General features: G+C 71.0%; 16 protein-coding genes. 4 read left to right on the top strand and 12 right to left on the bottom strand.

Going from position 1 to position 20,009, the window contains the following annotated elements:
- The first annotated feature begins 158 nt into the window (after window positions 1-158).
- Both AC5RUW_RS01115 and AC5RUW_RS01110 read left to right on the top strand, forming a co-directional pair.
- Window positions 159-1,589 carry an APC family permease gene (locus AC5RUW_RS01115; protein WP_494158983.1) on the top strand — a complete coding sequence of 477 codons (1,431 nt, stop codon included), beginning with the start codon at window positions 159-161 and terminating at the stop codon, window positions 1,587-1,589.
- 11 nt (window positions 1,590-1,600) lie between these two features.
- Window positions 1,601-2,980 (top strand): NAD-dependent succinate-semialdehyde dehydrogenase, encoded by a 1,380-nt coding sequence (locus tag AC5RUW_RS01110; RefSeq protein WP_494158982.1) that lies wholly within the window; start codon window positions 1,601-1,603, stop codon window positions 2,978-2,980.
- 43 nt (window positions 2,981-3,023) lie between these two features.
- On the opposite strand, the gene AC5RUW_RS01105 is transcribed toward AC5RUW_RS01110, so the two are convergent.
- From AC5RUW_RS01105 to AC5RUW_RS01070, 8 genes are all read right to left on the bottom strand, one after another.
- A complete protein-coding gene (locus AC5RUW_RS01105; RefSeq protein WP_494158981.1) occupies window positions 3,024-3,524 on the bottom strand; it encodes a GtrA family protein in 501 nt (166 codons plus the stop codon).
- Between the two features lie 200 nt (window positions 3,525-3,724).
- Entirely contained in the window at window positions 3,725-5,236 is a 1,512-nt protein-coding gene (locus tag AC5RUW_RS01100) for a sensor histidine kinase (RefSeq protein ID WP_494158980.1), read from the bottom strand.
- A gap of 46 nt (window positions 5,237-5,282) precedes the next feature.
- Window positions 5,283-6,032, bottom strand: a complete 750-nt coding sequence (locus AC5RUW_RS01095) for an alpha/beta fold hydrolase (protein ID WP_494159542.1) — start codon at window positions 6,030-6,032, stop codon at window positions 5,283-5,285.
- Between the two features lie 133 nt (window positions 6,033-6,165).
- On the bottom strand, window positions 6,166-6,744 hold the full coding sequence (locus AC5RUW_RS01090) for a dihydrofolate reductase family protein (protein ID WP_494158979.1): 579 nt from the start codon (window positions 6,742-6,744) through the stop codon (window positions 6,166-6,168).
- Window positions 6,745-6,777: 33 nt separating this feature from the next.
- Complete coding sequence (locus AC5RUW_RS01085; RefSeq protein WP_494158978.1) at window positions 6,778-8,025, bottom strand: M20 family metallo-hydrolase; 1,248 nt, start codon at window positions 8,023-8,025, stop codon at window positions 6,778-6,780.
- Window positions 8,026-8,051: 26 nt separating this feature from the next.
- Window positions 8,052-9,695: an amidohydrolase gene (locus AC5RUW_RS01080; protein ID WP_494158977.1), complete on the bottom strand. Its 1,644-nt coding sequence runs from the start codon at window positions 9,693-9,695 to the stop codon at window positions 8,052-8,054.
- Window positions 9,692-11,356, bottom strand: coding sequence for a thiamine pyrophosphate-dependent enzyme (locus AC5RUW_RS01075; protein ID WP_494158976.1), 1,665 nt, complete (start codon window positions 11,354-11,356; stop codon window positions 9,692-9,694). Before AC5RUW_RS01075 ends, AC5RUW_RS01080 begins: the two co-directional genes overlap by 4 nt.
- Window positions 11,353-12,681 carry an MFS transporter gene (locus AC5RUW_RS01070; RefSeq protein WP_494158975.1) on the bottom strand — a complete coding sequence of 443 codons (1,329 nt, stop codon included), beginning with the start codon at window positions 12,679-12,681 and terminating at the stop codon, window positions 11,353-11,355. The genes AC5RUW_RS01075 and AC5RUW_RS01070 overlap by 4 nt, the downstream gene beginning before the upstream one ends.
- Before the next feature lie 124 nt (window positions 12,682-12,805).
- Between AC5RUW_RS01070 and AC5RUW_RS01065 the strand changes: the two genes are divergently transcribed.
- Window positions 12,806-13,951 (top strand): helix-turn-helix domain-containing protein, encoded by a 1,146-nt coding sequence (locus AC5RUW_RS01065; RefSeq protein WP_494158974.1) that lies wholly within the window; start codon window positions 12,806-12,808, stop codon window positions 13,949-13,951.
- A 31-nt stretch (window positions 13,952-13,982) separates the two neighbouring features.
- The gene (locus AC5RUW_RS01060; protein ID WP_494158973.1) at window positions 13,983-14,450 is read left to right on the top strand and encodes a carboxymuconolactone decarboxylase family protein; all 468 of its coding nucleotides are present in this window, start codon (window positions 13,983-13,985) and stop codon (window positions 14,448-14,450) included.
- 70 nt (window positions 14,451-14,520) lie between these two features.
- Here the strand turns inward: AC5RUW_RS01060 and AC5RUW_RS01055 are convergent, their stop codons facing one another.
- The 4 genes from AC5RUW_RS01055 to AC5RUW_RS01040 form a co-directional block, all read right to left on the bottom strand.
- Window positions 14,521-15,978 carry a benzaldehyde dehydrogenase gene (locus AC5RUW_RS01055; protein WP_494158972.1) on the bottom strand — a complete coding sequence of 486 codons (1,458 nt, stop codon included), beginning with the start codon at window positions 15,976-15,978 and terminating at the stop codon, window positions 14,521-14,523.
- A gap of 114 nt (window positions 15,979-16,092) precedes the next feature.
- The gene (locus AC5RUW_RS01050) at window positions 16,093-17,148 is read right to left on the bottom strand and encodes an ABC transporter permease (protein WP_494158971.1); all 1,056 of its coding nucleotides are present in this window, start codon (window positions 17,146-17,148) and stop codon (window positions 16,093-16,095) included.
- 11 nt (window positions 17,149-17,159) lie between these two features.
- Window positions 17,160-18,761, bottom strand: a complete 1,602-nt coding sequence (locus AC5RUW_RS01045; RefSeq protein ID WP_494158970.1) for a sugar ABC transporter ATP-binding protein — start codon at window positions 18,759-18,761, stop codon at window positions 17,160-17,162.
- 85 nt (window positions 18,762-18,846) lie between these two features.
- Window positions 18,847-19,962, bottom strand: a complete 1,116-nt coding sequence (locus AC5RUW_RS01040) for a sugar ABC transporter substrate-binding protein (protein ID WP_494158969.1) — start codon at window positions 19,960-19,962, stop codon at window positions 18,847-18,849.
- Window positions 19,963-20,009 lie beyond the last annotated feature (47 nt).

The following is a 20,009-nucleotide window of genomic DNA, read 5'->3' as shown; positions in this document are numbered from 1 at the left end:
TTCCTTGGATGATTCATCCCGGACGTTGTTCAAACCGGCGGAAAGCCGGTCTTGTCCGCGGCCGACACGCCTCTGTAGCGTCGGCGCTTATCTTCATCGGGCCGAGGTCCCGAGAGGCATCCCCCCGCAAGGCCGCACCCCACGAGACCGGAGCCGATATGACCGAGCCCCCAGCAACCTCCGCCGCCCCACTCTCCGCCCCGGCACCCGCCCGGCTGAAGCGGGTCATGGGCACCCCGTCGCTGGTGGTCTTCGGCCTGGCGTACATGGTGCCGATGACGATCTTCACCACCTACGGCCTGGTCACCACCATCACCGAGGGCCATTTGTCCGCGGCCTACGCGGTGACGCTGGCGGCCATGCTCTTCACCGCGTTCAGCTACGCGTTCCTGGTGCGCGTCATCCCGTCGGCGGGCTCCGCCTACAGCTTCACCCAGCGGATCTTCGGCCGGCACGTCGGCTTCCTGACCGGCTGGACCGTGATGCTGGACTACCTGCTGCTGCCGATGCTGAACTATCTGCTGATCGGGCTGTACCTCAACGCCCAGTTCCCCGCCGTGCCCACCTGGGCGTTCACGCTGGCCGCGATCGCCCTGGTCACGGTGCTGAACGTCGTCGGCATCACCGTGGTGCGCAGCGCCAACCTGGTTCTCGTGGGCGCCCAGGCGGTGTTCGTCGTCGTGTTCGCGGCGCTGGCCCTGACCCGCGTGCGCGGGGGACAGTCGCTGCTCGAACCGTTCGCCTCCCCGGATATGTCGCTGCCGCTGATCATGTCCGGCGCGGCGATCCTCTGCCTGTCGTTCCTGGGGTTCGACGCCGTGTCCACCATGTCCGAGGAGGCGAAGGATCCGCGCCGCACCGTTCCGCGGGCCATCATCCTCACCACCCTGATCGGCGGCGCCGCCTTCATCCTGGTGTCCTGGGTGAGCCACTTGGCCTTTCCCGACTGGCAGTCGCTGACCGATCCGGACGCCGCCGCCGTCGAGATCATGGACAGTGTCGGCGGGCAGGCCCTGGTGGCCCTCTTCCTGGCCGCCTACATCGCCGGGTCCACCGCCTCGGCCATGGCCTCGCAGGCCTCCGTGGCCCGGATCCTGTTCGCGATGGGGCGCGACGGCGTGCTGCCGCGCCGGGTGTTCGGCCGGGTCAGCGCCCGGTTCCGGTCACCGGTGGGCGCCGTCCTCGTGGTCAGCGCGGTGGCCCTGCTGGCGCTGGCCGCGGACCTGGAGACCGTCGCGTCGGTGGTCAGCTTCGGCGCCCTGGCCGCGTTCTCGCTGGTCAACCTTGGCGCGGCCAAGCACTTCCTGGCCGGCCGCACGCCGTCCCTGCCGGACCTGCTGCGCTACGGACTGGTTCCAGCCATCGGCTTCCTGCTCACGGTCTGGCTGTGGTTCAGCCTGTCCGGCGCCGCCCTGATGGCCGGCCTGGCCTGGCTCGCCGCCGGCGCCGCCTACCTGCTGGTCCTGACCCGCGGCTTCCGCCGCCCGCCGCCCGCCGTCGACCTGGACGCCGAGCATGAGCCCCTCCCGGCGCCGGGGGTGCCCGCCGCCGCTCCGGCCGGGATGCGACCCGGATCACAGGAAAGGTAACGTAAAGCCGCATGAGCGTGTACAAGACAGTGAACCCCGCCACAGGCGAGACCGTCCGGGAGTTTCCCGAAGCCACCGACGAACAGATCGGGCAGGCCGTCGCCGCCGCCCACGAAGCCTTCGCCGGCTGGCGGCGCGAACCGGTGGAAACCCGGTCCAAGGTTCTCTCCCGCGTCGCGGAACTCTACCGGGAGCGGGCCGGCGAGCTGGCTGACCTGATTGCCCTCGAGATGGGCAAGCCGGTGGCCCAGGGCCGCGGCGAGGTCGCCCTGGTGGCCGACATCTACGACTACTACGCCGCCGAGGGCCCCGGGTTCATGGCCGACGAGCAGCTGGACCCCAAGGGCGGCGGCACCGCCGTCGTCCGGACCGAGCCGGTCGGCGCGCTGCTGGGCATCATGCCGTGGAACTACCCCTACTACCAGGTGGCCCGGTTCGCCGGCCCGAACCTGATGCTGGGCAACACGGTGGTGCTCAAGCACGCCAACAACTGCCCGCAGTCCGCGCTGGCCATGGAGGCGATCTTCCGGGAAGCCGGGCTGCCGGAGGGCGCGTACGTCAACGTCTTCGCCACCAACGCCCAGGCGGCCGACATCATCGCCGACCCCCGGATCCAGGGCGTCTCCCTCACCGGATCCGAACGCGCCGGCTCCGCCGTCGCCGAAGTTGCCGGCCGGCACCTGAAGAAGGTGGTGCTGGAGCTGGGCGGCTCCGATCCCTTCATCGTCCTGGACACCGCCGACCTCGACGGCGTGGTCAAGGCCGCCGTCGCGGGCCGGATGGGCAACTCCGGGCAGGCCTGCAACTCGCCCAAGCGGTTCATCGTGATGGAGGAGCTCTACGAGGAGTTCGTGGCGAAGATGGCCGGGAAGCTGGCCCGCATCCAGCCCGGCGATCCGCGCGATCCGGGCACCCGTTTCGGTCCGCTGTCCTCACAGGCCGCCGCCGACGGGCTCGTGGAGCAGATCCGCGATGCGGTGGACAAGGGTGCGCAGCTGCACATCGGCGGCGGCCTGCTGGACGGCCCCGGCGCCTACGTGGCCCCGACCCTGCTGACCGGCATCACCCCTGAGATGCGGGCCTTCTCCGAGGAGCTGTTCGGCCCCGTGGCAATGGTCTACAAGGTCGCTGACGAGGACGAAGCGGTGGAGCTGGCCAACAACTCCCCGTACGGGCTCGGCGGCGCCGTCTGGAGCACCGATGAGGACCGCGCGCTCGCCGTCGCCGACCGGCTCGACACCGGAATGGTGTGGATCAACGGTGTGGCCGGAACTCAGGAGGACCTGCCGTTCGGCGGTGTGAAGCGCTCCGGCGTCGGCCGGGAGCTGGGCCGGTACGGCATGGACGAGTTCGTGAACAAGAAGCTGATCCGCCGCCCGGGCAGTCGCTGATCCGAGCCGGCTCCCTGCACTGTGTCCCGCCTCCTCCGGTGGATTAGCTGCCGGAGGAGGCGGCCGTGCGGTCGTCGGTGCCTGTGTCGGCTTCGGTGCCGGCTTCAGTGTTGGCGTCGGAACCGCGCGGGGCGTTGAACACGATGTAGCGGTAGGCGAAGTAGCGGAACACGTTGCCCAGGGCCACGCCCACCACGTTGCCGGAGATGTTGTCCGCCACCGGGCCGGTCAGCCCAAGGACGTAGTTCGAGACCACCAGGCATCCCGCTGCGATGAGCAGGCCGACGGCGTTGGTCAGGGCGAAAAGAAGCGTCTCGCTGCGCAGGCTGCGCCCGCGGGTGTGCCGGAAGGTCAGGTAGCGGCTGCCGAGCCAGGACACCGCGGTGGCCACGGCCACGGAAATGACCTTCGCGGTCACTGGATTCCCCTGCAGCACGGTCTGGTTGAGCAGGTTGAACAGCCCGACGTCGACGACGAAGGCGACCGCGCCCACGGCGGAGAAGGAGCCGACCCTCTTGACGACCTTCCGGGCAGTCCGGTTCATGCCACCTGTTTTCCGTTCCTGCGCCCCGGGGCGCCCTGGGCGCTGCCGGGCCCGGATTCTCCGCGGGCCGCAGCGCGGTCTTCCTGCTTTGGATATTTGCACGCTGCGCAGACAGGGACAAAATCGGCCGGGGAATCGTGATGGCCCCGTGACCGGCGGACGAAATGCGTCCGGATCACCGGGCCGAACGGCTGCCGGCCTCAGTCGACCGGCAGCAGGACCGTGAAGCAGGTACCGCGCCCGGATTCGCTGCGCAGCGTGATGGTTCCGCCGTGGGCCTCGACGATGTTGCGGCTGATCGCCAGGCCGAGCCCGACGCCGGGAATCGCGGCGCGGCGTGCACTCACGGAGCGGAAGAACTTGGTGAACACCTCGGACTGCTCCGATTCGGTCATGCCGATGCCCGAGTCCTCGACCTCGATCCGGACCGCGCCGTCCTCCCGGCGGGCCCGAACGGTGGTGCGCCCGCCGTCGGGCGAGTACTTGACCGCGTTGGAGAGCAGGTTGTCCAGGACCTGGCTGATCCGCTGCCCGTCCACCACGGCGGGCAGCCGCTCCGGCATTTCGACGGCCAGCTCCACCCCGTTGGCCTCGGCGCGCGGAGCCACCGACGTCATGGCGGCACGGATGATCTCCGCCAGGTCCGTCCGGACCGGCTCCATGCTGGTCTGCCCCGCCGCTGCCGTCAGCAGGTCCGAGACCAGCTGCAACAGCTTCTCAGAGTTGCGCAGCGCGACCCGAAGGGCGGACGCCACATGGGCCGGCAGCTCCTCCTCCTCTTCAAGGGCGAGGTCCAGATAGCCCATGATCGAGGTCAGCGGGGTGCGCAGCTCGTGGCTGACGTTGGCTACGAAGTCGTCCTTGGCGGAGATGGCGCTGACCAGGTCGGTGACGTCGCTGAAGGCGATCACCGATCCGGTGAAGGACTCATCGTCGCCGCGGATGGGCCGCGCCGTCGTGGACAGCGCCCGCTGCCCTTCCCCGGTGCCCACCCAGACCAGTTCATCGGAGTAGGACTGGCCCATGGTCACCCGCCGGATCGGGCGCATGTCGGTGGGCAGCGGCGTCACCCGGTCGGGGCCGAAGAGCAGCAGCTGGCACTCGTCCGGCCGTTCCATGCCGGCCGGAACCGCACGTTTGAAGTTCGCGCGCTGGCGGGCGTTGGTCAGCACGGTGTTGCCCTCGGCGTCCACCACGGTAACGCCCACCTCCACGGTGTTCAGCACTGATTCCAGGAGGGTCTCCTTGCGCCGGCTGCTGGCCTCGGCGGCGGCCCGCGCCGCTTCGGCCTCCTCCGCCTTGCGCAGCGCGGCCACCAGCTCCCGCTCGTAGAGCCGGCGTTCGTGGGCGTTGAAGACGATGATCCGGTCCAGGTCGGGCAGCCCGCCCGTGCCCGCGGCCCGGGTGCCCGAGAGCAGCGCCGGAAGCCGGGCGCCGTCGGCGCCGCGCAGGTCCACGGCCAGTTCCGCGAACGCGCCCATGAGCCCCAGCTGGGAGAGGGCATGGGTGGTGTAGACGATGCGGTCGCCCACCGGGAGCAGGTCCAGCAGGCTGGAGCCGATCACCTCGTGGCGGCGCCGGCCCAGCCAGGCCAGCAGGGTGGCGTTGGCTTCAACGATGGTGCCGTCGGTCCTGGTGACCAGGTATCCGGACGGCGCGTCGTGGAACAACGCGGCGTAGTCGACGTCGGCGCGGGCGGGGTCGTGGGACACGGGCCTCTTTCGGTGCGTGGACGGGCGGGGCGGAGCGGCGGGAGGGTCAGGCCGGCTGCCGCAGGTAGCCGAGGATGAGGTCCGCCGTTTCCGCCGGCGCGCTGACGTGCGGCAGGTGGCCCTCGGCCTGCATCACCCGGAGGGTGCCTTCGGGCAGGCGCTCGAGCAGGTAGGAGCCGATGTGCGGGGGCACCAGCGCGTCGTTCGACGCCTGGAGGATCAGCGCGGGCACCTTGACATCCGACAGCAGGTGGCGCACATCGGAAAGGAAGGCGACCCGGGCGAAGTCACGCGCCACGGTGGGGTTGACCCGGCAGAAGCTTCCGGCGAGTTCGCTGTGCAGCTCCGGCTGGGAGGGATTACCCATGATCATCGGGGCCATGGAGTTTGCCCAGACAAAGTAATTGGAATCGAGGGCAACCAGCAATTCATCGAGGTCCGCCTGCGAGAAACCGCCCCGATAACCGTCCGCGGGATAATCCAGATAGCTCGGCGAGGGCGCCAGCAGGATAATGCGCTCAAAACGGGAGGGATCTTTGGCTGCCGCGGCAACCGCCACCATCGCGCTGACGCTGTGGCCCACGAAAGTCACCGGGCCGCCGCCCAGCAGGTCGCAGATGTCCAGCACGTCTTCGACATAGCCGTCCAGGGCGGAATAACGCGCCGAATCATAGGCATCCAGGTCCGAATTCCCCGACCCGACGTAGTCAAAGACCACGACGCGGTAATCGTCGATGAAGCGCGGCAGCACCCGCTGCCACATGCCCTGGTCACAGCCGAAACCGTGCCCGAACATCACTGTCGGCCCGTCTTCCCGCCCGAGGATTCTTACGTTGTTGCGTGCACGAATATCAGGACCCATTCACCGGCCGCCTGTCAGTGGTAATCGAAACTTGCGCTGGCGTAAATCCTACAGGTATATGCAGCGGTTATTCGGTGCGTTCGGCGGCCGGGGAGGGCGCCTGCCAACGGTCCGCCCGGATGTAGCGCAGCTCGACGGCGCCGCCGTCGAAGGCAGTGGTGGCCGCCAGGGTGAACCGCTCCGTTGGGCCGGCGACGGGCAGCAGCCGACGGCCGCTGCCCAGCGCCACCGGCATGTAGGCGACACGCAGCTCATCCAGCAGGCCCGCGTCCTGGAACTGGGCCGCGACGTTGCCGCCGCCGACCACCCAGACGTTGCCGCCCTGCGCCGCGTCCCCGGCCGCCCCGGCGATCTCCCGCACGTCGCCGGCCGCAAACCGGACCGGAGCGCCCGGGGGCGGAGCGAGGTCATGGCTGGTCAGCACCCAGCAGGGCAGCGAGCCGTAGGCCCAGGTGTCCGGTTCCTCGCGGCGGAGCCACTCGTAGGTGCCCGAGCCCATCACCAGCGCCCCGACACTGGACAGGAACCGGTCATATTCCTGTTGGAAGGCTTCGAAACCGAACGAGAGCAGCCAGTCAAGGCTGTCATCATCGGTGGCGATAAACCCGTCCAGCGAGCACGCCACGTAGTAGATGGTCTTGGGCATGCCGGAAGGATAGGCGGCGGCCCGCGCCCCGGTCTACTCCGCGAGGGCCCCCAGCGCGAGGCGGCGCACCACTTCGGTCAGCACGGCGACGCCGGCCAGCATATCGGCGTCGCTGGTCAGCTCGCGTTCGTTGTGGGAGATCCCCTCGACACTGGGCACGAACAGCATGACCGTGGGCACCACATCCTTCAGGTTCGTGGAGTCGTGCCCGGCCAGGGTGCTCACCGGGCGGGCCGGCAGGCCCAGGTCCGCCGCCGCCTTCGCCGCCAGTTCCACACCCTCCGGCTGGTAGGGGGTGACGGGCCAGCCGTGCGATACGCGCTGCTCGATCCTGACCGACGCGGCCGCCTCGATCGCGGCGATCCGCTCATGCAGCCAGGCGTCGGCCTCGGCCAGCAGCGGCATCTGCGCGCTGCGCAGGTCCAGCACCAGCTCCACGCGGCTGGGCACCACCACCGGGGAGTTGGGGTACACGCTCAGCTGGCCCACGGAGGTGATGACCTCGCCGGGGAAGCGGTCCGCCGCCTCCCGTGCGGCCACCACCAGCATCGAGGCACCCAGCAGGGCATCGCGCCGGTCCGCGATCACCGTGGAACCCGTGTGCGCCTGCTCGCCGTGCACCACGAACTCGTACTTGTTCACCGCCCAGTTGGAGTCCACCAGGCCGATCGTGATGCCGTCCCGTTCCAGGCTGCGGCCCTGCTCGATATGGATCTCCGCGCAGAAGGCCGCCGTCGGGCCCGGGCCGTCGCCCAGGCAGCCGATGGACTCCAGGGCCTCGCGCACCGTGATCCCCTGTGCGTCCCGCACGGCCAGCGCCGTCCCGGCGTCCAGCTTGCCGGTGAAGACGCTGCTGCCCAACATGGACGGCTTGAACCGGGAGCCCTCCTCGTTGAACCAGTTCACCACGGCGAGGTTGAACCGCGGCCGGGTGCCGGCGGCGGTGAACTCCCCGGCGAGCCGCAGGCAGGCGTGGGCCGAGGCGAGCACGCCGTACACGCCGTCGAACCGGCCGGCGGTGGGCTGCGAATCCAGGTGCGAGCCGGTCAGGACGTAGGGGGCGCCGGGTACCAGCTCAAGCAGAGCGAACTGATTGCCGACGCGGTCGTACTGCACCTCGAAGCCTTCATCGGAAAGCAGCTGCGCGAGCCAGCGGCGCTGCTCGCCGTCGGCCGGCGTGCCGGCCTGGCGGTCCACTCCGCCGCGTTCGGTGGCGCCGAAGCGGCTGAGCACGGCGAAATGGGCGAGGAACAACTCATCAGTGGGGGCGTGGCCGGGCACGGCGGTTCTCCTGTCGGGGGAAGGGATCAGAGGGCATTGTGGGTGAATTCGCCGCCCACGAGGGTGGCGCGGACCTGAATGTCGCCGATCTCGTCCGTGGGCACGTCCAGGGGCGAATCGGAGAGCACGGCGAAGTCCGCCAGGAGGCCGGGAGTGATGCTGCCGAGGCTGCCCCGCCGTCCGGTGGCTTCCGCGGCGTTGACCGTGTAGGCGGCCAGCGCCTGGTACGGGGTGAGGCCTTCCCCCGGTCCGCCGAAGACTTCGCCGCTTCCGCTGCGCCGGTCCACGAAGGCCTGCAGGCAGCGCATCACGTTGCCGTCCGCCACCGGGCGGTCCGAGCTGCCCGCCAGCAGCACGCCGGCGTCCACGAAGGACCGTCCACGGTAGGCCAGCCGCACCCGCTCGGGCCCCAGGGATGCGGTCATGGCGTCGCCGAGGGTGGCGAAGAACCCGGCCTGCGGAGTGACCGCGATCCCGGCCGCCGCCAGCTTCGGCAGGTGCTCGTCCCGGGTGATGGAGGCGTGTTCGATGCGGTTGGGCACCGCCCGCCGTCCGTAGGTGTGCTGGCATTCGATGAGCACGTCCAGGGCGAAGTCGACGGCGCGGTCCCCGATGGCGTGGGCGGCGATGGACCAGCCGGAACGGTAGGCGGCGAGGATCCGGGAGCGCATCTGCTCCGGGTCGTCTTGGAAGTAGCCGGTGTTCGTGCCGTGGTCGTGCCCGCAGTACGGTTCGGCCACCGCGGCGGTCTCGCTGATCAGCGATCCGTCGGTGAAGACCTTCGCCGGGCCCAGGGACAGCCGGTCGCAGCCAAACCCGGTGACGATGCCCAGGTCCAGGCCCAGCCCGGCGTCGTCGTCGGCGTGGCCGGTGAGTCCGTGCAGCGCGTCGATGGCGGGCATGACCTGGGCACGGGCATGCAGCCGGCCGCCCCGCAGCGCGGCCGTGTAGGCGGCCAGCTCCAGCGGGGAGTGGCCGATCCAGCCGCCGCCGATCCCGGCCTCCGTGAAGCTGGTGATGCCTTCGCGGGCGTAGCAGGCGGTGCCGCGGTCCAGGGCCGCCTCGATGGCGGTGAGGGAGTAGGGCTGCACCAGGTCCTGGACCAGCCGCTGCGCGGTCTCCTGCAGCAGCCCGGTGGGCGTGCCGTCGGGGTGGCGGACCACCCGCCCGCCCGCGGGATCCGGGAAGTCCGGGGCATCCACGCCGGCCAGCCGCAGCGCGGCGGTGTTGGCCACCGCCATGTGTCCGGAGTTGTGCCGCAGGTACAGCGGCCGGCCGGCGCAGATCCGGTCCAGCACCCGGATGTCGGGGAACCGGCCGCCGTGGTCCACCTGGTTGAACCCGGTGCCCATCACCCAGCCGGTGCCGGTGGTGTCAGGCTGCGCCGCGGCCGTTTCGAGCAGGGTGTACAGCTCCTCCATGTCGGCGGCGCCGGACACATCAGTTTCGGCCAGGCCCAGCCCGAACCAGGTGGTGTGGCAGTGCGTGTCGTTGAAGCCCGGCGTCATCACCGCCCCGCCCAGGTCGACCGTCTCGGCGGCGGGCAGGTGCGCGACGTCGTCGTCGAGCCCCACGATCCGCCCGTTCAGGACGCCGACGGCGGACGCTGCGGGCCGTGCCGTGTCCATGGTGATGATGCGGGCGTTGCGGATCAGCAGGTCGAGTTTCACAGGGGCCTTTCCTCGGGGATGCTCCGGCTGAGCGGGGCGCGGACCGCCGGGTCCTGCAGCACGTGCAGCACCGCCGGGCGGCCGCTGGCCGCCGCGCGTTCGAAGGCGGCGGCGAAGTCTTCGGTGTGTTCCACGCGCTCGCCGTAGCCGCCGAAGGACTGTGCCCAGGCGGCGAAGTCGGGGTTCACCAGGTCGGTGCCGGAGGGCCGGCCCGGATAGGACTGCTCCTGGTGGCCCTTGATGGTGCCGTAGCCGGCGTTGTCCACCACGATGGCGGTGAACCTGGCGCCGGCGGCGACGGCGGTGGCGATCTCCTGGGCGTTCATCAGGAAGCAGCCGTCCCCGGCTACTGAGATCACCTGCCGCTCCGGATAGGCCAGGGAGGCGGCGACGGCGGCGGGGATCCCGGCGCCCATCGCGCCGTTGCGCGGGGCGACCAGCGAATCCGGTCCGTTCAGGCTGAGGAACCGGCCGGCCCAGCCGGTGTGGTTGCCGGCTCCGAAGGTGAGGATCGCGTCCGGCTCCTTCCGTGCCTCGACCGCGGCCATGGCCAGGCCCAGGTCGACGCCGCTGACCGCGTCGGGTGCCGGGATGCGTGCGGTTTCCCAGGCGGCGCGGGCGGATTTGAGCCAGCCCTCCTCGTGGGCGGGCGCGGCGCCGGGCAGGGCGTCCAGCCGCGGCAGCGCGGCCGCGAAGGCTGCCGGGCCGGCGATGAGCTGCAGGTCCACCCGGCCGTCGTGGCCGAGCAGTTCCGGATCGGGGTTCACGACGGCGGTCACCGCCGAGCCGCCCAGCCGGTATCCGTCGGAGAGCACGTCGGAGCGGACGCAGCCGACGAACAGCAGCAGGTCGGCGCGCGCCAGGCAGGCTGCGGTGGACTCGGCGCGCCCGTAGCCGAGCCCGCCCACGTAGGCCTCGCTGGCGTGGGGCACGGAGTCGAAGGCGCGGAAGTCCGTGGCCACCGGGATCCCTCGGGCCGCGGCCCAGCCGGCGACGGCGTCCGCGGCCTGCGCCGTCCAGCCCTCGCCGCCGGCCACCAGCAGGGGCCGGCGGGAGGCGGCCAGCAGGTCGGCCAGCCGGGCCAGGGCGGCGTCGTCGGGTGCCGGGGCGGCCACCGGCCGGGGCGGGACGGTGGCCGCCGGAACCTGCCGCACCAGCAGGTCCTCCGGCAGTCCGACGACGACCGGCCCGGGCCGGCCCGACGCCGCCGTGTGCAGCGCCGCGTCGACGATCCGTGCCGTCGCGGCCGGGTCCTCCAGCACCAGCACCTTCTTTGCGGTGCTGCCGAACCAGGCGGCCGGATCGAACTCCTGGAAGGACTCCCGGCCACGGTCCGCCACCGGAACCAGTCCGATGAACAGCACCAGCGGCGTCGCGTCCTGATAGGCGGTGTGCACGGCGATGAACGCGTTGGCCGCGCCGGGGCCGCGGGTGACCATGGCGACGCCCGGCCGGTCGGTGAGCCGGCCCTCGGCCAGGGCCATGAAGCCGGCCCCGCCCTCGTGGCGGGCCACCACCGTGCGGATGGGGGAGGAGTGCAGGCCGTCGAGCACGTCCAGGTAGCTTTCCCCGGGCACCGCGTAGATGCGGGGGATGCCGGCGGCCTCCAGCTGGGCGACCAGCAGGTGCCCGGCGCTGACCGTGCCTGCTGCGCTGCTCACCGCAGCAGGCCCTTCTCCACCACCGACCAGCGCGGAATCAGCAGGCCGGAGACCGCCGTGAAGCCGGCGATCACCATCAGCAGCAGGGCGATCGGCACGATGGAGTTGGAGGCCGCGGCGAGCAGGGCGGTGGCGGCCATGGGCACGAAGCCGCTGATCACGCTGGCGGCGTTGGAGGCGATCGCGACGCCGGTGTAGCGGGTCTTGGCGGGGAACAGGCCGGTGAGCGCGGTGCCGGACACGGCGTACGGCAGCGACAGGCAGGCCACGCCCACGGTCACGCCGAGCACCACGAGGATCGGTTCTCCGCTCTGCACGGCGAGGAACACCGGGAAAGCCGCGAGGACGGCGGCGACGCCGCCCCAGAGGATCACCTTGCTGGCGCCGAACTTCTCGCCGAGCCGGCCGCCCCAGACCAGGATGGGGATTTCGACGGCGGCTGCCACCAGGGTGGCCAGCAGCATCAGGGCCTGCGGCAGGCCGAGGATGGAGGTGCCGTAGTACACCGAGAAGGTGGTGACGAGGTAGAAGCCGCCCACGCCCAGCAGGGTGGAGGCCATGCCGATGAGGATCTGCCGCCAGGACTCCAGGAAGGTGCGGCGCACCGGCGCGTGCTCGGTTTCGCCGCTGGCCATCAGCGCCTCGAATTCGGGGGACTCGCTGAGCCGGCTGCGGATCCACAGGGCCACCAGCAGCAGCGGAATGGCGGCCAGGAACGGAATGCGCCAGCCCCAGGAGTCGAAGTTGTCCTCACTGATCAGGGCGGCGACGAGGAAGAAGCCGCCGGAGGAGAGCAGGGTGCCGATGGGCGAGCCGATCTGCGGCATGGCGGCGTAGCGGGCACGCTTGGCGGGCGGGGCGTTCTCCACGGCGATGGTCACGGCGCCGGACCATTCACCGCCCACGGCCAGCCCCTGCAGGATGCGCAGGACGATCAGCAGCACGGGAGCGGCGACGCCGATGCTGGCATAGGTGGGCAGCAGGCCGATGAGGCCGGTCACCACGCCGATGCCGACGATGGTGATCATCAAGATCTTCTTGCGCCCGAACTTGTCACCGAGCATGCCGCAGATGACCCCGCCGATGGGTCGGGCGACGAAGCCGACGGCGAGGGTGCCGAACGAGTACAGGGTGGCCTGGACCGGGTCCTCGGAGATGAAGTACTGCACGTTGAACACCAGGGCCGAAGCGGTGGTGAACAGGAAGAAGTCGTACCACTCCAGGGCGGTGCCGACGAGGGCGGCGAAGGCCACCTGTCCCGCGGTCTTCTCGCTGATCTTCGCCGGCGCGGCGGGTGCCGGGCCGGCGGTGCTTGGCTGGGCCATCGGGGAACTCCAAGGTCGCAGGGTGGCGCGCATCACAGCGCGCCGGGACTGCTTTCATCCTGTCAGTGAAAAACCGCAGTTTCCCGAGTAAAACAACACGGAAACGGGCGAATAGGGTGTGCATATGCACACTTCGCTTAATCCGGAGGAGCAGGAACGGTGGCGGCAGCTGCTGGTCCTGCTCAGCGGGCGGTCGGACCTGCTCACCGAACGCTTCCTCGGACAGTTGGGCAGCATCGAGGACTACGCCGACCTCGCCCGTTCCGATGAGGTCCGGGCCACCGCGGTCCAGACTTTCCGAGGCCTGCTCAGCAGCCTGGCCACCGGCTCGCCAGCACCCGAACTGCTGGACCTGGCACGGGAACTTGGGTCCCGGCGTGCCCGCCAGCGGGTTCCGCCGGATTCGCTGACGGCGGCGGTGCGGCTGGACTTCGGGATCATCTGGAACGCCCTCCTGGAGATCTCCTCCCCGCAGGACGCGGATCTGCTCACCCGCCGGGTGGAGCGGGTCTGGCAGGTGGTGGACGACTTCGCCACGCAGACCTATCTCAGCTATTCGGCCGAGCGGATCGCCATGGCCCGGGAGGAGGCCGATGTGCGCCGCGGCTTTATCGACCGGCTGTTCGACGCGGCCCCCTCGGAGGAGGGACTGGCCGCGATTGCGCAGGCCCTGGGCGTGCGGGCACAGGACACCTTTACCGTCGTCACCGCCGCAGCGCCGGTCGCAGCCGCGCTGCGGGCCGCCGTCGACGCCGCCCGGGCCGCGGAGCGCGACGTGTTTACCCATCAGCAGGGGCAGTTCCTGACAGCTTTCTGGGTCCCGCCGACCGGCCCGGGGGCCGGCCGCCTGCTGCCCGGGCTGGAACGCCTGCCGTGCGGGCTGGTGCCGCGGGTGGCGGGCCTGCGGGCGGTGCCCGGCGCTGCCGCGGCGGCGGGGCGCCTGTCCGGTCTGCTTGACGAACGGGACCGGGGGCCGGTCAGCCTCTCGGGGGGATGGGTGCGCCTGGCCAGCCACCTGCTGCTGGATGCGGGCGTCGACCTGCGCGGTCCGCTGGATGATGCCCTGGGGCAGAGCCGGCTGAGCGAGCGGGAGCGCCTGAAGGAGACCGTGGAGCTGTACCTGGCCACCGGTTCGGTCAGCCAGACCGCGGCGGACCTCTACTGCCACCGCAACACGATCCTGAACCGGCTGCGCCGCTTCCGCGAACTGACCGGCCTGGACGTGACGGTGCCGGACCAGGCCGCCCGGGTGGTGGTGGCCTGGGCCTAGGGTCAGGATGGAAGCAGACGGAAGGAGCAGCATGAACCGGCGGATCTATCTGGACAAGCAGCACCGCGAGGCCTACCGGGCGCTCGCCGCGACCGCGGCGCAGGTCCGTGAGGCGGCGGCCGACGCCGGGCTGGACCGCCGGCTGATGGAACTGGTGAACCTGCGGATCTCCCAGCTGAACGGCTGCGCGTATTGCTTGGACCTGCACACGCGGCAGGCGCTGGAGGCCGGGGAGGAGCCGCGCCGGCTGGCTGTCCTGCCCGCCTGGTGCGACACCGAGGTCTTTTCGGACACCGAGCGGGCTGCCCTGGCCCTGGCGGAGGCGATCACCGACCTGCCGCCCAAGGCGGAACGGGAGGGGGCCTTCACCCTGCTGCGCAGCGGCCTGACCGATGAACAGTTTTCGGCTATCAGCTGGGCTGCGGTGACGATGAATGCCTTCAACCGGATCTCCATCATCTCCGGCCACCCCGTCCGGGCGGATCAACCCGCCCGCTGACCGAGGCCCGGGCCCGGACGGGCCCGGGGCGCGCCGACCCCGCGCGGCGCTCCCGGACCCAGGCTTTTCGCTAGAAGGGGTAGCGGGCGATCTCGGGACGCATGGTCAGCCACTGCGTCTCGGTGAACGCCTCGATGTTCGCGGCCGCGCCGCCGAAGCGGGAGCCGGTTCCCGAGGCGCCCATGCCGCCGAACGGCGAATTCGCCTCGTCGGACACGGTCTGTTCGTTGATGTGGACCTTGCCGGTATTGACCCGGTCCGCGACTTCCATGGCCAGCCCGACCTCGCCCAGCACGCCCAGGGAGAGCCCGTACTCCGAGGCGTTCGCCAGCTGGACCGCCTCGTCGATGGTGGAGAAGCCCAGCACGGGCGCCACCGGGCCGAAGATCTCCTCCGTCCACGCCGGGTTCCCGGGCGTCAGGCCGGTGAGCACGGTCGGCCGGTAGAAGAGGCCCTCATAGGTGCCGCCGGCGGCCACCTGCGCGCCGTCGTCCTTCGCCGCACGCACGAGCCGGTCGATGTTGTCGCGCTGGCGCTCGTCGATGATCGGTCCCAGCGCCACCTGCCCGGTGCTCGGGTCCCCGACCGGCAGCGCGGCGGCCTTCTCCGCCAGCCGGTCGACGTACTCCTGAAGCAGGGATTCGTGCACGATGTGCCGGCCGGTGGTCATGCAGATCTGTCCCTGGTGCATGAAGGAACCGAAGGCCCCGGCCGAGGCTGCGAGGTCCAGGTCGGCGCCGGGCAGCACGATCAGGGCGTTGTTGCCGCCGAGCTCGAGGTGGGCCCGCTTGAGCAGCCGTCCGGCGGTCTCGCCGACCTTGCGGCCGGCCGCCGTCGAGCCGGTGAAGGAGACGATGCGCACCTCCGGCGCCTCCACCACCGCCTGGCCCACTTCGGCGCCGCCGGGCAGCAGCTGCAGCACGCCGGCCGGAAGGCCGGCCAGCTCGAAGACGCGCATGATGGACACGCCGCCGGAGATGCTGGTCCGGGGGTCCGGCTTCAGCAGCACGGCGTTGCCGAGGGCCAGGGTCGGGGCAACGGAGCGGATCGAGAGGATCAGGGGGAAGTTGAACGGGGAGATCACCGAGACGACGCCGGCGGCGCGGCGGCGTGCGAAGGACCAGCGGTCTTCGTTGCTGGTCAGTACGTCGCCGGCCGGGTGGGCCGGGAGGGCCGCGGCCTCGTAGCACTCGTTCGCAGCAATGTGGGTCTCCAGGGCTGCCTTGGCGGCAATGGACCCGGTCTCCCGGATGATCCAGTCCTGGATCTCTCCGGCATGTTCCTCGAACAGGGCGCCGGCGCGGCGGAGCACGGCGGCGCGTTCCTCCGGCTTGGTTTTGGCCCAGGCCTGCTGGGCGGCCGCGGCCCGGGTGGCTGCGGCAAGCGCGTCGGACCGGTCAGCGGCGCCGACGGACCCCAGCATGCGGCCGGTGGCGGGTTCCACGACGTCGAGGACCCCGGCGGACCCGGCGGTCCATGCATCGGTGTGGATCTTGCCGTGCCAGGCGGAGGTGGCGAGGAGGGTCATGGCTGCTCCTAAATGCAGAGAGGGAAGAGACGGAAGTGAGGCGAAAACGGGTCAGATGATGGAACGGACAGGGTTGGAGAAGAGGCTAGGCGGTTTCGGAACCGGGCGCCCGGATCAGGCCGGCGCGGCGGCGCCCTTCTCCCGGTCGGCCGCGGCGGCTGCTCCGGCTCCGGCTCCGGCACCGGAATCGGTGTCGGCCTTGCGGACGGCGCGGGCCTTCGCCTTGCGGCGCTGGACCAGGGTGGCGGCGGAGACGGCGATGAGCAGGGCAACACCGTTGAAGATGTTCGTCACCCACGTCTTGGCGCCGAGGATCACCAGGCCGTTGGCCCCCACGGCCAGCAGGTACACCCCGGCCACGGTGCCCCAGACGTTGAAGTAGCCGGCGCGGATGGCGGTGGCCCCGAGGAACGCGGCGGCATAGGCAGGCAGCAGGAACTCCGGGCCGAGGTCGGGCGTGGCGTTGCCGGCCCGGGAGGCCTGCAGGGTGCCGGCGAGGCCGCCGAGCAGCCCGGCGCCGATGAACGCGGCGGCCAGGTAGCGCTTGGTGCGCACGCCGGAGAGCTCGGCGGCGTCACGGCCCATGCCGGTGGCGCGCAGGTAACGCCCGAACGGGGTGCGCTCCAGGACGAACCAGAGCACCAGCGCGGCGGCCAGGAAGTAGAACACCACCACCTGCAGCCCGCCCGGCAGGCGGACGCCGGTCAGGGCCGAGAACGCGTCGGAGGAGTGGGTGATCAGCGTCGAGTTGGTCAGCAGCAGGTTGAAGCCGGCCAGGATGGTGGCCATGCCCAGGGTGGCAATGAACGCGTTGACGCCGACGACGATGGTCATGAAGGCGTTGATCGCGCCGATCAGCATGCCCAGCGCCAGGGTGGCGATGAGGACCAGCGGCAGGGGCAGGCCGGTACCGGCCAGCACGATGCCGGCGATGGTGCAGATGCCCAGGTTGGCGCCGACCGAGAGGTCGAATTCGCCGGCGGCGAGCGGCAGGATGACGGCCAAGGCCAGGATGCCCGGCACGGCCTGGTCGGCGAGGATCTGCCGGAAGTTGCCGGAGGTGGCGAAGGTGTCCGGCATGAGCAGCGAGAAGACGGCGATCATCAGGACCAGGAAGACCACGATGCCGTAGTTCCTCATCAGCAGGCCGGGGTTGAAGCGGGCGTTCACTGTGGTGGCTCCTAGGAGAGGTTGGAGGGGGTAGGGGCGGCGGGCCGGGCCGGTGCGCCGGCCTGGCAGGCCAGGGCGATGGCGTCCTCGCTGATCTCCGGACCGGCCAGTTCGGCGGCGACCCGGCCGCGGTCCAGGACCACCACCCGGTCGGCCAGGCCCACGAAGTCGTCGTAGTCGGTGCTGGCGACCAGGACGGCCACGCCGTCGTCGGCGAGCTCCTTGAGCAGGCGGCTGATTTCCTGCCGGGCCAGGGCATCCACGCCCTGGGACGGTTCGTCCAGCAGCAGCATCCGCGGTGCGCCGCTGGCCGCGCGGGCGACAACGACCTTCTGCTGGTTGCCGCCCGAGAGGCTGCGGACGGGGGCGGAAAGGGACGAGGTCTTCACCAGGAACCGCCGGGACAGGTCGGCGGCGGCGGCGGTTTCCGCCGCCCGGTCCAGGAGCGGCCCGCGGGTGTACCGCTTCAGCCGTCCCAGGGTCAGGTTGTCGCCGACCCCCAGGTCCAGCACGACGCCGTCGCGGCGGCGGTTCTGCGGCACGCACGCCACGCCGTCGGCGATGGCCGCGGCGGCCGTGGCGGGGGCATAGGCCTGGCCGCCGAGGGTCATGGTGCCGGCGGACGGGCGCTGGGCGCCGGCAATCAGGCGGACCAGTTCGCTGCGCCCACAGCCGATCAGCCCGGTGACGCCCACGATCTCGCCGGCCCGGACGTCCAGGTCGACGCCGTCCAGCCGGGGTCCGCTGAGGCCGCGGGTGCTCAGCAGCACCGCGCCTTCGCGTTCCTCGGCGGGGCGGATGGCAGGGGCCTCCAGTTCGCGGCCGATCACCAGGGACACGATGGCGGCGGCGTCGCGCTCGCCGAGCGGTTCGTCGGCAACCAGCCGGCCGTCGCGCAGCACCGCAACGTTGTCGGCGATGCGGCGGACCTCCTCGATCCGGTGGCTGACGTAGACCGCGGTGCCGCCGTGGCTGCGCAGCATGTCCAGCAGCGCCAGCACGCGCTCGGCCTCATCTGCGGGCAGCGACGCGGTGGGCTCGTCCAGGACGAGGATGTTCCGGCGCAGCGCATCGACGTCGGCTGCGTCCGCACCGTCCCCGCCGTCCGGCTCGCCGGAGCGGTGCTGGAAGGCCCGGGCGATGCCGACCATGGTGCGGGTGGAGGGCGTCAGGTCCCCGACCAGCCGGCCCGGATGCTCGTTGATGCCCAGCAGCTCCAGTGTGGCGGCCACGTGGGCATATTCGAGCCGGAGCCGGACGGGGGACAGGGCGGTCCGCGCGAAGAAGCCGTCGGAGAGCGCGAAGTTGTCCGCGATGGTCAGCGCGTCCACCAGCCCCAGGTCCTGGTGCAGGAAGCGCAGGCCGGCGGCGTGCGCAGCGGCGGGGGTCAGGGGCAGGGACAGATCCTGCCCGCGGACGCGCAGCGCCCCGCCCGGGTCGGGGGAGTAGACGCCGGCCAGGATCTTGATGAGCGTCGACTTGCCGGATCCGTTCATGCCCAGCAGCGCGGTCACCGCGCCGGCCTGGATATCGAGGGTGACGTCGTCGAGCGCCCGCTGTCCGGTGAAGGTCTTGCTGATACCGCGGATGCTCAGGGCGGCGGTGGGCTGCATGTGGTGCTCCTGAAGATGGGTGCCGGGGCGGAACAGGGTGCGGCCGGCCCGGTGAGGCCGGGCCGGCCGCGAGGGGTCCGCGGAGTCAGCCCGCGTTCTCCCACAGGGCCGTGAAGGAGGACTTCCAGTCGGTGTCTCCGGTCCACGGCAGCTCGGGCAGGGTCTCCTGCAGGACCATCCGCTTCGACATCTCGATCACCTCATGGCCGGAGGAGCCGTTGGCGAAGAGCTTGTTCATCTCGTGCACGGACAGGTAGCCGGCGTGCTCCATGGGCTTGATAACGTCGGCGAACTGGCTCTTGCCGTCCTTGATCAGGTCCAGGTTGGCGGAGTTGCCGTCGTAGGACACCATCTTGATGGAGTCGCCGTTGGCGCTGCGGGCCACGGTGGCCTGGGAGGAGACAACGGCGGCGCCGGTGTGGGTCCAGATGTAGCTGATCTCCGGGTTGGCGGTGAGGGTCGCCTGGATCTGCGGCGGCAGGCCGGACTGCAGCTGGGACATCTGCGTCTCGATGGTCTCCACGATTTCGCATTCGGGGCACAGCTCGGGCAGCCACTTGGTGAACGCCTCGGTGCGGGCGGTGATGGACGGGAAGGCCGGGTCGGTGGTGACCAGCACCTTCGCGGTGCCGCCGCTGTCCTGGGCGATGGCGGCGGCCATCATCTTGCCGGAGACATCCTCGTCGGGCACGATCTCCACGTCAAAGCGGTCGTCTGCGGGGGACATGCTGTTGACCAGGAAGATCCCGGCGTCGCGGGCCTCCTGGAGGGCATCGCTGATTTGGTCGCCGACGGCGGCGGTGAAGATGATTCCGTCGGCGCCGAGCTGGATCGCCTGCTCGACGGCCTGGCGGGCCTTCTCGGGGTTGCCGGCGGGATCGATCATGCGGGTCTCCCAGCCCAGTGACTCCGCGGCCTCCATGGCGGCGTCCGCGCCGCGGGCGCAGGCCTCGGAGGAGTAGGTGCAGGGGATGACGACGATGCTCTTGTCCTCGGCGATGGCCGGCGACTCCGTGGGCACCTCTTCGTCGAGGGGCTGCTGGAATTCAGTGAGCATGGTGTCAAGCGCGGCGGTGTCGATGGAGGAGGAGCCGCCCTCGGCGGTCGGGGACTCAGCGGCGTCGGAGCCGGAGCAGGCGGCGAGGGAGAAGGCCAGCGCCGGGACGGCGAGCAGGCCGAGCAGGCGTGAAGTGTGTTTCATGGGGTCCGGAGCCTTTCGGGGCGGAGCGACACTGGGTGTGATGCAGA

It is taken from the genome of Arthrobacter sp. Y3222053 (assembly GCF_059092805.1).
The sequence above is the reverse complement of the archived record's forward strand: the minus strand, read 5'-3'. Positions and strand labels throughout refer to the sequence as shown.